Consider the following 13,742-nt stretch of genomic DNA (forward strand, 5'->3'; position numbering starts at 1 on the left):
GGTTTATTTTGGGGTTACATATGTCAACGTTAACACTGCCACAGCCTCTACATGCACTGTCTGCGGAAACATATCGACTGGCTGCACTTCACATGTGGTGTACCCGCCGTCTTCGAGTGTTCGCAAGTCACGGGCAAGTGTGCCGGGGTTGCAGGAAACATAAACGACTTTTTTCGGCTTCATGTCCAAGATCGTTTGTAGCAATGCTTCGTCGCAGCCTTTGCGCGGCGGATCGACGACGATGACGTCCGGACGGATGCCTTGCTTATGCCATGCGGGAATGACTTCTTCCGCTTTGCCTGCTTCGAAATGAGCGTTTGTGATGCCGTTCAGCTCCGCATTTTTCTTTGCGTCTTCAATAGCCTGCGGGACGATTTCAACGCCGTATACTTTCTTGGCTTTTTTCGCAAGAAACAGGGAAATGCTTCCGATGCCGCAATACGCATCAATGACGGTTTCATTGCCGGACAATTCCGCATAGTCAAGTGCTTTTCCATACATCACTTCTGTCTGCACCGGATTGACCTGATAAAACGAGCGGGCGGAAATCGCAAATTTCACATCGCCGATCGTATCGTAAATCACGTCTTCTCCCCATAATGTCCGCGTTTGATTCCCGAAAATGACATTCGTTTTATCGGGGTTTACATTTTGCACAATTGATGTGATGCCTGGCACCGCGTCCTGAATCCCTTTAATAATCGCTTCTTTGTTCGGCAACTCGGCTGTTCTTGTAATCAATACCGCCATTTTTTCACCGGTCTGCCAGCCGATCCGCGCCATAACGTGACGAAGTACGCCTTTGTGCCGTTTTTCATCATACGGCATCACACCATTCGCGGCGCAAATATCTTTCACTTTTTGAATGATGTCATCGCTCTCTTCGTGCTGGATCAAGCACTCGTTCATATCAATGATGTCGTGGCTCCGTTTTTTGTAAAAACCGGCGACAATGCGTCCGCCGGAGAGTCCGACCGGCACCTGCGCTTTGTTCCGGTAGCGCCACGGCTCTTCCATGCCGAGAACCGGATGAACCGGCACGTCCGGCAGCTTTGCAATCCGGTCCATTACGTTGCGCACCTGATTATATTTCATTTTCAGCTGGCCTTCGTACGTCATGTGCTGAAGCTGGCAGCCGCCGCATTCCTCATATACCGGGCACGGCGGGTCCTGACGTTCGGGCACTGTCTTATTTAATCGGATCAGTTTCGCAAATCCGTAGCCTTTATTCAATTTCGTTACTTCAATTTCGCCCGTTTCATCCGGCAGCGCTCCTTCGACAAACAGCGGATAGCCGTCCACTTTCGCCACCGCTTTTCCTTCATGCGTTAAATCGGTAAACGTGACGTTTAAAACATCCTTCATTTTTACCGGAGCTTGAATCTTTGCCACAATTACATCTCCTCTTTCTAAATTAAAAAGTTCATCGTATTCTTTGGAAACCCGCGTTTCCATCTTATTTTCTTTCCCGAGCCGATTAACAAGTATACCATAATATGTTTACACGGTGGAAAATAATAGTTAACATTTAAGTAATAACTATTATGAAGAAGGTGTCTATCATGGAAGAATTAAATGGCTTGCTGCTTTTGTATTTAGTCTTTTTCGGCTTTTTAGCTGCTTTTATTGATTCCGTAGTCGGCGGCGGCGGATTAATTTCCATTCCGGCACTGATGTCGGCCGGCCTTCCACCTTCTGCCGCCATCGCTACCAATAAGCTGGCCAGCTCAATGGGATCACTGACGAGTACAATCGCCTTTATCCGCGCGGGAAAAGTAGATTTTCGACTGACCGGCAAATTATTTCCGCTCGTTTTTTTCGGATCGCTGCTCGGTGCCATCACCGTTTATTTTGTATCGTCTGAAATCTTAAAGCCTCTCGTTCTTGTGCTGCTCGTTGTGGTCTTAGTCTATACGATTTTCAAAAAAGACTGGGGCAGCAAATCGACCTACAAACAGCTTCAATGGAAAAACGCCGCATTGTTTGCAGCAGCCATCTTTATAATCGGCTTTTATGACGGCTTTTTAGGTCCGGGCACCGGATCGTTTATTTTATTTGCGTTTTTACTTATTGGTTTTGATTTCATTCAGTCTGCCGGCAACGCCAAATTCCTGAACTTCGGCAGTAATATCGCTTCGATGATCATGTTTTTATTTCTCGATATGATTCACATTGGATACGGACTGACAATGGGCGCTGCCATGATTCTCGGCGCAATCGCTGGCTCCAGATTCGCGATCAGACACGGCGCTGCTTACGTCCGGCTTCTTTTTATTATCGTGACCATTGTACTCATCGGAAAAAATATATACGATTACTTAAAAGCAATGTAAGATCAGTTCCGCTCCTGTATTGGCAACACGAACAGTAAATTGCGCAAGTCCAAATCCTGCTAAAAAGCCCGTGATGATTCGAAGCGGGTTACTGCTTACACGCAGCTGCTTCTTTTTTGTAAATCCATCCAGTAACATTGGAATATTTAATGCCACTCCTGCTAATAATGACGGGATAAATGATAGAATTGGCGAAAAAAATGCCATTGGTACAGCAGAAAATAAGCCGATAAGTAAAAACATGCATCGATAGCAGAACGGAAACTGTTTGCCGAAAACAACAAGTGAACGCTCCCGGCGGCGGTGGCATGGCATGAATTGCAACGTCAAGAAATCTTTCATGATGAACAGTCCGGACCGCAGTTGCAGTCTCCATCTCGATCACAGTCGAATGTTTTTCTATTAATGGCTGGGGTCGGACAGTCCACGTATAAACAATCTGTACAATTGTCTTCTTTCCCTTGTTTTCGCCTTTTGTTGTACCAGTAAATCGTATAGACAAATAACATTACTCCGAAAAGAAACCAGATAATCAAGATGATCTGTTCGTTTTCTGTAGGGTTTGATGTTAAGCCGATAACACTTCCTATGATGCAAATTAGCGCTGCAAAAAAACTAATAAAAATCATCTCTTACCACCTTTTTGGTTCATCATATCATGTTTAAAAAATCCATTAAAAGGAATAGTAAGTAGCACAAGGAGATGAATCATAATGAGTCAACTTAAAGATGAGATTTTAACGATATTGAAAGAAAACCGGGTTGGAACGATGGCGACAGTTCACGACAATAAGCCGCGTTCACGATATATGACCTTTTTTAACGATGATTTGACACTTTACACTGTAACGAGCAAAGACACACATAAAACGGAAGACATCGAACAAAATCCATATACACATATTTTGCTTGGATATGAAGGAGATGGCGTCGGCGATACGTACGTGGAAATCGAAGGGAAAATCAGCGAATCTGATGATGGAAGCTTGCGGGAAAAAGTATGGAATGAGCATCTCGAGCCATGGTTTGACGGCCCGCAGGATCCAAAGATGCTCATTTTGCAAATTACCCCGGAGCAAATTCGGTTAATGAATAAAACAAATAAACCGCCGCAAACGCTGGAACTTTCATAAATAAGAGGGAGATGCAGCAAAAGTTCATTGAGACATCTCCCTCTTATTTCGTTGGCCGGATTTTCGATTTTGGGCCGGAATACTTGCAGCAAAAGCCGGATTTTTAATAATCCGGCCTTTAAACGGATATATCGGCCTAAATGGTGCATAATCCGGCTTTCGCGCGGCACTTCCGGGACAACTTTTTCCATTAAATCACTCCGCTATTTCCACACCGACCACTTCCGTATATGTGCCAATGGCTTCAATTTTCCCATCGCGCAAAGCAATCACCTGATCGGCCCGGCTGATAGTGTTCAGACGATGGGCAATCACAAAGCTTGTACGGCCTTCCATCAACCGGCCGAGCGCTTCCTGAATGTGCAGTTCGGTAATCGTATCAATGCTGCTCGTCGCCTCGTCTAAAACTAATATAACCGGATCTGCTAAAATAGCACGGGCAATCGCGATCAACTGCCGCTGTCCCTGACTGATGCCAGAACCGTCCTGACTCAATTTTGCCGCATATCCAGCCGGCATTTTCATAATAAAAGAATGGGCATTGGCAAGCCGGGCCGCTTCAATCACTTCCTCATCTGTTGCTTCAAGGCGTCCATAGCGAATGTTTTCCATGACGGTCTCTTCAAACAGCACGGTATCCTGCAGGACAAATCCCATCTGCCTTCTCAGACTTGCACCTGAAATCTCACGGCTGTCGACGCCGTCAAATAAAATCGCTCCACTGTCCGGCTCATAAAAACGTGCCAGTAAATTCATAATCGTTGTTTTCCCCGATCCGGTCGGTCCGATCAGCGCGATCATATCCCCTTTTGATACACTAAATGAAACACCGGAAAGCGTCTCTTTTCCTTTTTCATACGAGAACGAAACGCTTTGAAAAGCAACTTCCCCCAAAAGATCATGGTGCGTACCTGACTGACCATCGACCGATTCATCCGTATCCATAATATCAAATACACGCTCTGCCCCCGCTACAGCGGACAAAAGGGTATTATACTGGTTCGCTAGGTCGTTCAGCGGCCTTGTAAACTGGCGGGCGTATTCCGTGAAAATAACAATCGTCCCAACCGATGCATGGCCGTTCAGTGCAAGAACACCTCCGGCAAGGGCGATCATCGCAAAACTCGTGTTGTTCAGCACGTTCATCAATTTGGGAATGAAACCGGAATAGGCTTGCGCCAAGTACCCCGCTTCTCTTAACCGTTCATTTTTCTCCATAAATTCGCCGATCATTTCGTCTTCACGGGAAAACATTTTCACGATATGACGGCTCGAAATCGCTTCTTCAATGAAGCCATTTAAATCGCCAAGATGGCGCTGCTGCTCTTTAAATTTTGGTCCCGTCCTGCTTGTGATCCATTTCATTCCTCCGAACATAAGCGGAATAATTAACAATGTGACCAACGTTAAAATCGGACTTAAATACAGCATGACTGCAATGGACCCGATAAGCGTCAGCACTCCTGACGCAACTTGAATAATCGTGCTGTTCAGTGTACTGCTGATGTTGTCAATATCATTCGTCACGCGGCTCATCAGTTCTCCGTGCCGCCGCTTATCAAAAAAGGCGACCGGCAGTCTGTGAAAATGGCGGAACAGGTCATCACGCAGCTCATAGACCGTTTTCTGTGCAATGTCGGCCATCCAGTAGTTTTGCAAAAACATAACGGCTGAATAACTCACATAAACGAGCGCAAGGCCGCCGAGCAGCCATAAAAGACCTCGTCCATCTCCGGTCGATATATAGTCATCAATAGCAATACCCGTCAGTAACGGCCCTGCCAGCGCTAAAACCGAACTGAGCGCAACCATAACAAGTGTTAGGATCAGCTTTCCTTTTCGTTTCAACAAATAAGCGGCGATTCGTTTCAATGTTCCGGACATATTGGCAATTTTCGGCTTCGGTTTCGGATTAGCGCCGTGTCTGTTCATACGTCTCTTCCTTTCTTCCCTGCGACTCCATGAGGTGTTGATATAATCCATTTTCAGCAGCCAGCTGCTCATGTGTGCCCGAAGCCGCCACTTTCCCGTCTTCAATCATAAAAATGTGATCCGCCAGCTCCGCCGTTATAATTTTTTGTGTGACAATAAAAACGGTGCATTTTTCTGCTGTAATCGCATCAATTAAAGCCGCTTCTGTTTTCACATCAAGTGCGCTCGTACTATCATCCAGCAGCAAAATATCCGGCTTGCGAATAAGTGCCCGCGCGATGGACAATCGCTGTTTTTGTCCACCCGATAACGTGACACCCTTCTGACCAATCACTGTTTTGTATCCTTCTGGAAGCGACGTGATTGTATCGTGAATCTGCGCTTTCCGTGCTGCTTCCACCACTTCCTCCTCCGTCGCCTCCTTTTTGCCCCAGCGAATATTTTCTAAAATGGAGCCGGTAAAGAGATGAGACTCCTGCGGCACAAAACCAATTTTACGCCGGAGCGAATCCATGTCCATTCCGCTGATTTCACGCCCGCCAATGGACAAAACACCGGAATCCGGTTCATATAACCGCGGAATAAGTGACAACAGCGCCGACTTTCCCGCCCCTGTCTCACCAAGAATAGCCGCTATTTCACCACGCTTCACGGTCATTGACAGCCTGTTTAAAACAGGTGCCGTGCCGCCCGGATACGTGAATGTGACATTTTCAAAGACAATATCCCCATTTTCCGGATATGTTTCCGTCATCGGCTTCAGCTTTTCCTCTTCCATCTGCAGTACTTCATCAATCCGCCCGGCTGACGCTTTTCCGCGTGCAAATGCAATCGTAATGAAGGTGAGAATCGACAAGGAGATAATGATTCGGGCCGCATAGTTAATAATCGCAACAATTTCGCCGGTTGTCGCATTTCCACTTTGCATTTCAACAAACCCGAACCATAGAATGAAGAGAAGGCTTCCATTCATAACCAGCAGCAAAATAGGGACAATGCTTTCAAAGGTGCGGATCACCCGAATCGTTTCATCCATTAGTGCCATTCCTGCTTGTTGAAACCGTGCTTTTTCATGATCGTGCCGGACAAATGCTTTAATTAAACGGATGCCGGTTAAATTTTCGCGCATGACACTATTGACTTTGTCGAGTTTCTTTTGCACTTGCTGAAACATGCCTGCCCCCCGCCTCATCATGAACAGCATAAACACCGTCATGATCGGCACCGTGACAAGTAAAACAAGCGACAAGCCGAAATGAACGTAAACGGCCATTGCTGTTCCAAAAATAATCAAAAGCGGTGCGCGCATCATAATCCGCAAGCTCATAAAAACGGCATTTTGCAGCTGCGTCACGTCGTTGGTCATACGGGTAATAAGTGTAGACGTGTCAAAATGGCCGTATTGGGCAAAAGAAAAAGACTGTACTTTTTCAATTAATTTTTTCCGTATATCGAACCCGTAGTTTTGGCCGATCCGGGCCGCAATAAACGAGTTTGTGATGCCGGCCGCAAATGCAAAAAGCGAAAGGGCGATCATCACTGCTCCACATCGGATAACCGCGTCAAGGTCCCCCGCCACGATTCCGTCATCAATCATTTTCGCCATCAAAATAGGCAGGATCAATTCGACCGCAAGCTCCAGCAGCATGAGCCCCCACGCTGCCGCCATTTTCAACCGATACGGCTTTAATAATGAAAGCACTCCATTCATTTGTATTCCTTCTTCCAGTTTTTCTTATTTACAGTGTAGCAAATAAAGAAAAAGTTCGCCTGTCTAAAGAGGCGAACTTTCCGGTTGTTTTCCAGTTTTCTGTACAAAATAATAAACAATGATACCAGCCAGGACATATACAGCACACACAGCGTACAATGTCTTAAAGCCAAGCCCTGCTGCCGCAGCACCGACTACAAACGAACCAAATCCAATCCCGAAATCGAAAAGGGATAAAAACGTAGCGGTCGCCAATGCTTTTTTCTCCGGACGCGCTCTCGAAATTGCAATGGTCTGAAAGCCGGGAAAGAGCGTGCCCCATCCGAGTCCGATGACGCCAGCCGCGATTAAATAAAGCGCGGCTCCTCCTGCCTCGCTGAGAACAAGCAAGCCGGCTGCAAAAAGCGCAATCGATGGATAGATGATGACATTCGCCCCGTATTGATCAAACCAGCGCCCCGTAAATGGACGTGACAGCACGATGACAATGGCATATACGACGAAAAAATAGCCGGCGGCTGATCCCAGATGCAGCTCTTCTGCATAAACGGAAACGAACGATAAAATCGCTGAATACACAATCGCAAAAAAGAGCCCCGTTAACGCAATCGGGAGGGCCGATTTTTCAATTAAATGACCGGGGCTTACATTCAATTTGAATCGTTCACCTGATGGCGGCTGAATGACTTCGTCTTTTTTCAAAGAAAGGCCGATCAATAAGGAAACGGCTGCGATCATGATACAGACGAGAAATCCTGTTTTGATGCCCCATTCGTTCATGATCGCCAGACCGGCAAATGGTCCGATGGCCATGGCGAGATTCATCGACATAACATAGTAACCCATTCCTTCTCCGCGGCGTGAATTCAGGATTATATTCGCGACGACTGCACCTGCCGCGGTTGTCGCCATACCAAATCCAATGCCGTGAAAAAAGCGAAGAATGAGCAATGCAGCCAGCCCGTTCATAAACGGATACAATGTGGAGGCCGCAAGAAAAAGAACAAGTGAAGCAATAAGTACTCTTTTTTGTCCGAAATGTTCGACCCACTGTCCGGAAACAAATCGAATAAGAATCGCTGAAATTAAAAAGACCGTTGTCGCCAGTCCCGCTTCTGTTTCTGAACCGTTCAGTTCATTTAAAACATACACCGGCAGTGTAACGAGTAAAAAATAAAACGTCATAAATAAGAAAAAATTCGTTAAGGCAATTCCAATAAAATCTTTTGTCCATAAAGCTGGTTTACTCATGTGAAACTCCTTTCAATGTGACAAGCCATGATGCAAGCATGGTCTTCATCACCATGCGCTGTTCATCCGGCACGCCGGCAAGCAGCCGTTCATTCATTGAAAGCACTGCCTGCTCCCATTCCGGATATGCTTTTTTTGCTTTTTCGGTCAATTCGATCATTTTTACACGTTTATCAGCGCCCGGCTTCTGCTGCACGTAGTCTTGCTTCATGAGCCGCTGAATCGTCCGTGTCATCGGCGGGGCTTCCACCGCCAAATATTCACATAAATCGGACTGTGGCATGCTTCCTTTTTCCTTTAAAACAAATAAAACAGCCCATTGTGCGCTGTAAAGTCCGAACGACTGAAGTGTTTGGTTCGTCTGTTTCGTCAGTTCACGAGACAATTGGTAAATGGTATGAAACAGCTCATGCGTCGCCATAAATGCCTCCTATTAGTTACTTAGGTAACTATTCTATCATACTTTTCGAAATACGAAAGACTTTTCCGCATCAAAAAAGCTGCCTCGTCATCCGAGACAGCTCCCCGTTAATAAATCCGGTCCTGCGGGCGCAGTTTTTCAATTGGTGCAAAAACATCCAGATGGCGGTATAAATTTTCAAAGTCCGCCGGGATCTCTCCGCCAAGCTCACCGTCCAGATTGATAAGCATTTGATGATTGGAAGACACTTTAATCCGCTTTGCTTTTGTATAAATAACGTGCGGATCGTTTAAATGCTCGCCCCGCAGCGCCAGTCCGGCAATGCGGATAAATTCAGCCAGATTTGTTTTTTTCAAAATGATGAGCGTAAACAATCCGTCATTGACGGATGAATCAGGTGCAAGCTTTTCAAAGCCCCCGACAGAATTCGTCAGACCGATTAAAAAAAGAAGGGACTCTCCTTCAAATAAATGACCATCATACTCAATCGTCACATCGGTTGGTTTAATGGACGGCAGCATTTCAATGCCTTTTAAATAATAGGCAAGCTGGCCAAGCATCGTTTTCAGTTTGCTTGGCACTTCATATGTCAGCTCCGTCAAGCGGCCCCCGCCTGCGATATTGATAAAATAACGGTCATTCATCCGGCCGACATCAACCGGGATCGTCTCTCCTGCTGTAATCACGTCGACTGCTCCCTGTATATCGCGGGGGATGTGCAGCGCACGCGCAAAATCATTCGTCGTCCCCATCGGAATAACGCCAAATTTCGGGCGGTGTGCATGGCCCGCCAGACCGTTCACCACTTCATTTAACGTGCCGTCGCCTCCAGCCGCAATCACCACATCAAACCCGCGTTCTACGGCGATTCGTGCTGCATTGGTTGCATCACCCTCACCGGTTGTCGCATGTGCGGACGTTTCATAGCCGGCCCGCTCCAATTTTTCCAGCGCTTCCGGCAAATGTTTGCGGAAAAGCTCGCGGCCCGATGTTGGATTGTAAATAATTCGTGCTCTTTTCGTCATCATTATCCCAGTCTTTCTTCTATTAATATAATCGTTCCGCAATCGTTGTTTTCAAACTGCGGTACACTTCCTGCCAAAGCGTCTCATCTGTCCGGTACGTTTCTGTCAGCCTGGTAATCATCTCACGGCTTTTTTCATCAAAGTCAGCGTGATCACGCGGCGGCAAAGACGAACGATAATTTGTGACCATTTCCTGTACTGCCGGCGCACGCGGTCCCCAAACAGCCTGCTCTTCGCCTTCTTCATTCATGAAAATAAAAATGGGAATCGCTCGTGAAGTACCGTTTGTTAAGTATTGATCCATCAATTCCAGATTGTCATCACGGTGAAGCAGACGAACGTCCATATCCGCCGCTTTTGCGAGCGTGAGCAAAAGCGGCACATTCATCATCGCGTCGCTGCACCAGTCTTCCGTAATAACCATGACACGCCAATTCGCTTCCCTCAATTTATTCACAAGTGAAACTTCTTCGCCCGACAAGTGAAACGTTTTCAACACATGAAGCAAGTTTTCTTTATGATCCGTCATCTTTTCTATATATTGATCAGGCGTCAGCCCTTTTTCATACCATTCATGCAACTCCATCTTTTTTCCTCCGTCGCGGATTTTCTAAACATTCCCTGTCTCCATTATGCACAAAAACAACACATTTGACAAAATCGGTTGATTTAAAGAGGAAGCAATTTTATAATGAAAAGACATACTTAAATAATTATAAATAAATATAAATAAAAATACAAAGGAGTTTTTATATGAAAGCATCCGTTATCGGTGCTTCCGGATACGGCGGCATTGAACTTATACGTCTTTTATCCAATCACCCTGACTTTGAATTGCACGCTGTCTATTCTTCCAGTAAAGACGGTGTTCCGGTCACAGAAGAATATCCGCACCTTGCAGAAATTTGTCCGCTCCCGCTCACAAAAATTGATGCGGAAGAGATCAAAAGTACATCCGATGTTGTTTTTTTAGCAGTCCCATCCGGCGCTGCCGCTTCACTTGCGCCGCAACTCGCTGGCGGACATGCGAAAGTCGTCGATTTATCCGGGGATCTTCGTTTAAAAGAAACAGAGGATTACAAAAAATGGTACAAAAAAGAACCGGCAGATAAAGCCTTTGTTTCAGATGCTGTATACGGATTGACCGAATGGAACCGCGAAAATGTGAAGACGGCGAAAGTGCTGTCCAATCCGGGGTGCTATCCGACAGCCGCTCTTTTAGGCCTTGCTCCGGCAGTGAAAAATAAGATCATTGATGTAAAAAATATTATTATTGATGCAAAATCCGGTGTATCCGGTGCCGGCCGCGGTCTATCACCGATTGTTCACTTTGCGGAAATGAATGATAACTTCCGTATTTATAAAGTAAACGAACATCAGCACATTCCAGAGATTGAACAGCAATTAACGTGGTGGAATGATGAAACGGCACCCATTACTTTTTCGACACACCTTCTTCCTGTATCACGCGGAATCATGGCGACGATGTATGCGCCGCTGGCAAAAGAGATGACAACAGATGATGTCCATGCTCTATACACCGAAACGTATAAAAACGATCCATTCGTCCGTGTTCGTCCATCAAAACAGTTCCCCGGCATTAAAGAAGTCGCCGGCTCGAACTATTGTGATATTTCGGTTGATGTCGATACTCGCACAAACCGCCTCGTGATTGTGTCCGTGATCGATAACCTCGTTAAAGGTGCGGCGGGACAAGCCATTCAAAATGCGAATATTATGTTTGGATTTGACGAAACATCGGGACTCAAAGGCTTCCCGATGTACCCATAAGGAGTTGTTGATATGAAAACAGTAGTCGTAAAATGCGGCGGAAGCGTGCTGAAAGAGCTGTCGGAAAGCTTTTTTGACAGCATGAAAGCATTGCTCGCAGATGGATATAAGATCGTCTTTGTTCACGGCGGCGGTCCGGAAATTAACGCCATGCTGGAAAAAATGAACGTGCAAAGCGAGTTTAAAAACGGATTGCGTGTGACCTCAAAGGAAGTGCTGGAAGCGGCGGAGCTTGTCTTATCCGGCAGCATGAACCGGAAGCTCGTCCGCCTTCTTGAAGCGCATGGCATTGCGGCTATCGGCCTTCAGTCAAGCGATCAAGGCATTCTCGAAGCAGATTTTATCAACGAGGAAGAACTCGGTTATGTCGGCGATGTCACATCTGTGAATAAATCCGTTTTGGAAACGATTTTACAAACAGGCCTACTTCCCGTTTTAACCCCGATTGCCAAAGGGCCGAACGGAACCGTATTAAATGTTAATGCCGATCATGCGGCAGGCGCGGCAGCTTATTCACTTGCGGCTGACCATTTACTAATGGTGACGGATGTTGATGGCGTACTAAACGATGGAAAACTTGTTACGGTTTTAACCGGTGCGGAGACAGAGAGGTTAATTGAAACAGGCGTCATTAGCGGCGGCATGATTCCAAAAGTGAACACCGCCCTAAAAGCTCTTGAAAGCTGCGGACATGTACACATTGTATCCGGTAAAAAGCCTTTTTATGAAGACGGCAAGTGGTACGGAACGCAATTTAATAAAGAGGAGGCAGCAAAGTGAGTCATTTATTCCCTACATACGCGCGCTGGGATGTAACGCCGGTGAAAGCGAAAGGTGCGTATCTTACGGCAAAAGACGGTAAAGAATACCTTGATTTCACATCGGGCATCAGCGTGTGCAACCTCGGACACGCGCCGGGAAACGTAAAAAAAGCGGTTGAAGACCAGCTCGAAAAATTTTGGCATACATCTAATTTATTCCAAATCGAATTACAGGAAGAAGTGGCCAAACAGCTGACAGATGCATCAGGTCTCGATCTTGTCTTTTTTGGAAACAGCGGCGCTGAAGCCAATGAAGCGGCGATTAAACTGGCACGTAAATCAACAGGCCGCACAAAAGTCATTACATTTATCGATTCCTTCCACGGCCGCACATTTGCGACAATGGCAGCCACCGGGCAGGACAAAATTAAAACAGGCTTTGGCCCAATGCTTGAAACGTTCGAATATGTAAAATTGAACGATCTGGATGGATTGAAAGCAGCGCTCGATGAAAATACGGCTGCGGTGATGTTTGAAGTCATTCAAGGTGAAGGCGGCATCAATGAAGGCAGTGCGGACTTTTTGAAGGAAGTTGAACAATTAGCACACGATAATGGCTCTCTTGTTATTATTGATGAAATCCAGACAGGGATCGGCCGGACAGGCAAACCATTTGCCTTCCAGCATATCGGACTTGATCCGGATATTATTTCTGTTGCAAAAGGGATTGCCAACGGCTTCCCGCTCGGTGCGATTGTCGGAAAAGCGGCTTTATCAGAAGCCTTTTCAGCCGGTTCACACGGCTCGACATTCGGTGGAAATCCAGTTGCGCTGGCAGCGGCAAAAGAAACATTAAATACGATTTTCGATGAAGCATTCCTTGCAGCTGTCACCGCAAAAGGTGAAAAATTGCACACTTTGTTATCAGAAGCTCTTGACGGCATTGATTCTGTAAAGCAGTTAAAAGGAAAAGGCTTAATGACCGGGATCGAGCTGACAGAAGAAGCCGGACCATTTGTCACAAAAGCACGTGAACACGACCTGCTCATTTTAACAGCCGGCACACACGTCATCCGCCTGCTTCCTCCTTTAAATGTTACAGATGATGAACTGGAAAAAGCCGTTCAAATTATTGCGGCTGTATTAAAAGAAAAAGCATAATCACATAAAAACCGCCTGAAAACTCTTTTTCATGGCGGTTTTTGTTTTATTCAATTCTTACTATTTAACATTTACAATTCCTGTCCACAAGTATGGAGGAAAGCCGGATTGTGAGCCGTTTAGGCAGATTCATCGAGATGAAAGCCGGATTCGGAGTCGTGAAGGCCGAATTAACGGGAATTCGGACCGGATTACTGGAAATAATCCTAATATCAGGAAACAC

General features: G+C 46.1%; 13 protein-coding genes. 5 read left to right on the forward strand and 8 right to left on the reverse strand.

Going from position 1 to position 13,742, the window contains the following annotated elements; all coding sequences use genetic code 11:
* Positions 1–3: 3 nt before the first annotated feature.
* Positions 4–1,365, reverse strand: coding sequence for a 23S rRNA (uracil(1939)-C(5))-methyltransferase RlmD (gene rlmD / locus BTO30_RS06720; RefSeq protein ID WP_245796367.1), 1,362 nt, complete (start codon positions 1,363–1,365; stop codon positions 4–6).
* Positions 1,366–1,562: 197 nt separating this feature from the next.
* On the opposite strand from rlmD, the gene BTO30_RS06725 reads away from it, so the two are divergent.
* Positions 1,563–2,333, forward strand: a complete 771-nt coding sequence (locus BTO30_RS06725) for a TSUP family transporter (RefSeq protein WP_075397958.1) — start codon at positions 1,563–1,565, stop codon at positions 2,331–2,333.
* Here the strand turns inward: BTO30_RS06725 and BTO30_RS06730 are convergent.
* The gene (locus BTO30_RS06730; RefSeq protein WP_245796369.1) at positions 2,319–2,648 is read right to left on the reverse strand and encodes a DUF2085 domain-containing protein; all 330 of its coding nucleotides are present in this window, start codon (positions 2,646–2,648) and stop codon (positions 2,319–2,321) included. The two genes, BTO30_RS06725 and BTO30_RS06730, sit on opposite strands and share 15 nt — an antisense overlap.
* A gap of 398 nt (positions 2,649–3,046) precedes the next feature.
* Between BTO30_RS06730 and BTO30_RS06740 the strand changes: the two genes are divergently transcribed.
* A complete protein-coding gene (locus tag BTO30_RS06740; protein ID WP_075397961.1) occupies positions 3,047–3,466 on the forward strand; it encodes a pyridoxamine 5'-phosphate oxidase family protein in 420 nt (139 codons plus the stop codon).
* A 195-nt stretch (positions 3,467–3,661) separates the two neighbouring features.
* On the opposite strand, the gene BTO30_RS06745 is transcribed toward BTO30_RS06740, so the two are convergent.
* The 6 genes from BTO30_RS06745 to BTO30_RS06770 all read right to left on the reverse strand — a co-directional run bounded on the left by BTO30_RS06745 (position 3,662) and on the right by BTO30_RS06770 (position 10,392).
* Positions 3,662–5,398, reverse strand: coding sequence for an ABC transporter ATP-binding protein (locus BTO30_RS06745; RefSeq protein ID WP_083632328.1), 1,737 nt, complete (start codon positions 5,396–5,398; stop codon positions 3,662–3,664).
* Positions 5,379–7,109, reverse strand: coding sequence for an ABC transporter ATP-binding protein (locus BTO30_RS06750; protein ID WP_075397963.1), 1,731 nt, complete (start codon positions 7,107–7,109; stop codon positions 5,379–5,381). The genes BTO30_RS06745 and BTO30_RS06750 overlap by 20 nt, the downstream gene beginning before the upstream one ends.
* Positions 7,110–7,172: 63 nt before the next feature.
* Complete coding sequence (locus tag BTO30_RS06755) at positions 7,173–8,360, reverse strand: MFS transporter (RefSeq protein WP_075397964.1); 1,188 nt, start codon at positions 8,358–8,360, stop codon at positions 7,173–7,175.
* On the reverse strand, positions 8,353–8,781 hold the full coding sequence (locus BTO30_RS06760; protein ID WP_075397965.1) for a MarR family winged helix-turn-helix transcriptional regulator: 429 nt from the start codon (positions 8,779–8,781) through the stop codon (positions 8,353–8,355). The genes BTO30_RS06755 and BTO30_RS06760 overlap by 8 nt, the downstream gene beginning before the upstream one ends.
* Before the next feature lie 107 nt (positions 8,782–8,888).
* Positions 8,889–9,806 carry a diacylglycerol kinase gene (locus BTO30_RS06765; RefSeq protein ID WP_075398009.1) on the reverse strand — a complete coding sequence of 306 codons (918 nt, stop codon included), beginning with the start codon at positions 9,804–9,806 and terminating at the stop codon, positions 8,889–8,891.
* A 22-nt stretch (positions 9,807–9,828) separates the two neighbouring features.
* On the reverse strand, positions 9,829–10,392 hold the full coding sequence (locus BTO30_RS06770) for a thioredoxin family protein (protein ID WP_075397966.1): 564 nt from the start codon (positions 10,390–10,392) through the stop codon (positions 9,829–9,831).
* Between the two features lie 167 nt (positions 10,393–10,559).
* Here BTO30_RS06770 and argC point away from each other — a divergent pair, with 167 nt between their 5' ends.
* From argC to BTO30_RS06785, 3 genes are read left to right on the forward strand one after another with little or no spacing between them, the layout of a single operon-like run.
* Positions 10,560–11,597 (forward strand): N-acetyl-gamma-glutamyl-phosphate reductase, encoded by a 1,038-nt coding sequence (argC, locus tag BTO30_RS06775; protein WP_075397967.1) that lies wholly within the window; start codon positions 10,560–10,562, stop codon positions 11,595–11,597.
* A gap of 12 nt (positions 11,598–11,609) precedes the next feature.
* Positions 11,610–12,377 (forward strand): acetylglutamate kinase, encoded by a 768-nt coding sequence (gene argB / locus BTO30_RS06780; protein WP_075397968.1) that lies wholly within the window; start codon positions 11,610–11,612, stop codon positions 12,375–12,377.
* On the forward strand, positions 12,374–13,519 hold the full coding sequence (locus BTO30_RS06785; protein ID WP_075397969.1) for an acetylornithine transaminase: 1,146 nt from the start codon (positions 12,374–12,376) through the stop codon (positions 13,517–13,519). The genes argB and BTO30_RS06785 overlap by 4 nt, the downstream gene beginning before the upstream one ends.
* The last annotated feature ends 223 nt before the right edge of the window (positions 13,520–13,742 follow it).

Source organism: Domibacillus antri, from assembly GCF_001936625.1.
In the GTDB taxonomy this organism is placed as follows: Bacteria; Bacillota; Bacilli; order Bacillales; family Domibacillaceae; genus Domibacillus; species Domibacillus antri.

What these genes read in the sequence shown, in the direction of transcription:
- BTO30_RS06750 (WP_075397963.1), bottom strand. Translation starts at nt 7,109, where the DNA reads ATGAATGGAGTGCTTTCATTATTAAAGCCGTATCGGTTGAAAATGGCG.
- BTO30_RS06755 (WP_075397964.1), bottom strand. Translation starts at nt 8,360, where the DNA reads ATGAGTAAACCAGCTTTATGGACAAAAGATTTTATTGGAATTGCCTTA.
- BTO30_RS06725 (WP_075397958.1), top strand. Translation starts at nt 1,563, where the DNA reads ATGGAAGAATTAAATGGCTTGCTGCTTTTGTATTTAGTCTTTTTCGGC.
- BTO30_RS06730 (WP_245796369.1), bottom strand. Translation starts at nt 2,648, where the DNA reads ATGCCATGCCACCGCCGCCGGGAGCGTTCACTTGTTGTTTTCGGCAAA.
- BTO30_RS06765 (WP_075398009.1), bottom strand. Translation starts at nt 9,806, where the DNA reads ATGACGAAAAGAGCACGAATTATTTACAATCCAACATCGGGCCGCGAG.
- argB (WP_075397968.1), top strand. Translation starts at nt 11,610, where the DNA reads ATGAAAACAGTAGTCGTAAAATGCGGCGGAAGCGTGCTGAAAGAGCTG.
- rlmD (WP_245796367.1), bottom strand. Translation starts at nt 1,365, where the DNA reads ATGAAGGATGTTTTAAACGTCACGTTTACCGATTTAACGCATGAAGGA.
- BTO30_RS06760 (WP_075397965.1), bottom strand. Translation starts at nt 8,781, where the DNA reads ATGGCGACGCATGAGCTGTTTCATACCATTTACCAATTGTCTCGTGAA.
- BTO30_RS06745 (WP_083632328.1), bottom strand. Translation starts at nt 5,398, where the DNA reads ATGAACAGACACGGCGCTAATCCGAAACCGAAGCCGAAAATTGCCAAT.
- BTO30_RS06770 (WP_075397966.1), bottom strand. Translation starts at nt 10,392, where the DNA reads ATGGAGTTGCATGAATGGTATGAAAAAGGGCTGACGCCTGATCAATAT.
- BTO30_RS06740 (WP_075397961.1), top strand. Translation starts at nt 3,047, where the DNA reads ATGAGTCAACTTAAAGATGAGATTTTAACGATATTGAAAGAAAACCGG.
- argC (WP_075397967.1), top strand. Translation starts at nt 10,560, where the DNA reads ATGAAAGCATCCGTTATCGGTGCTTCCGGATACGGCGGCATTGAACTT.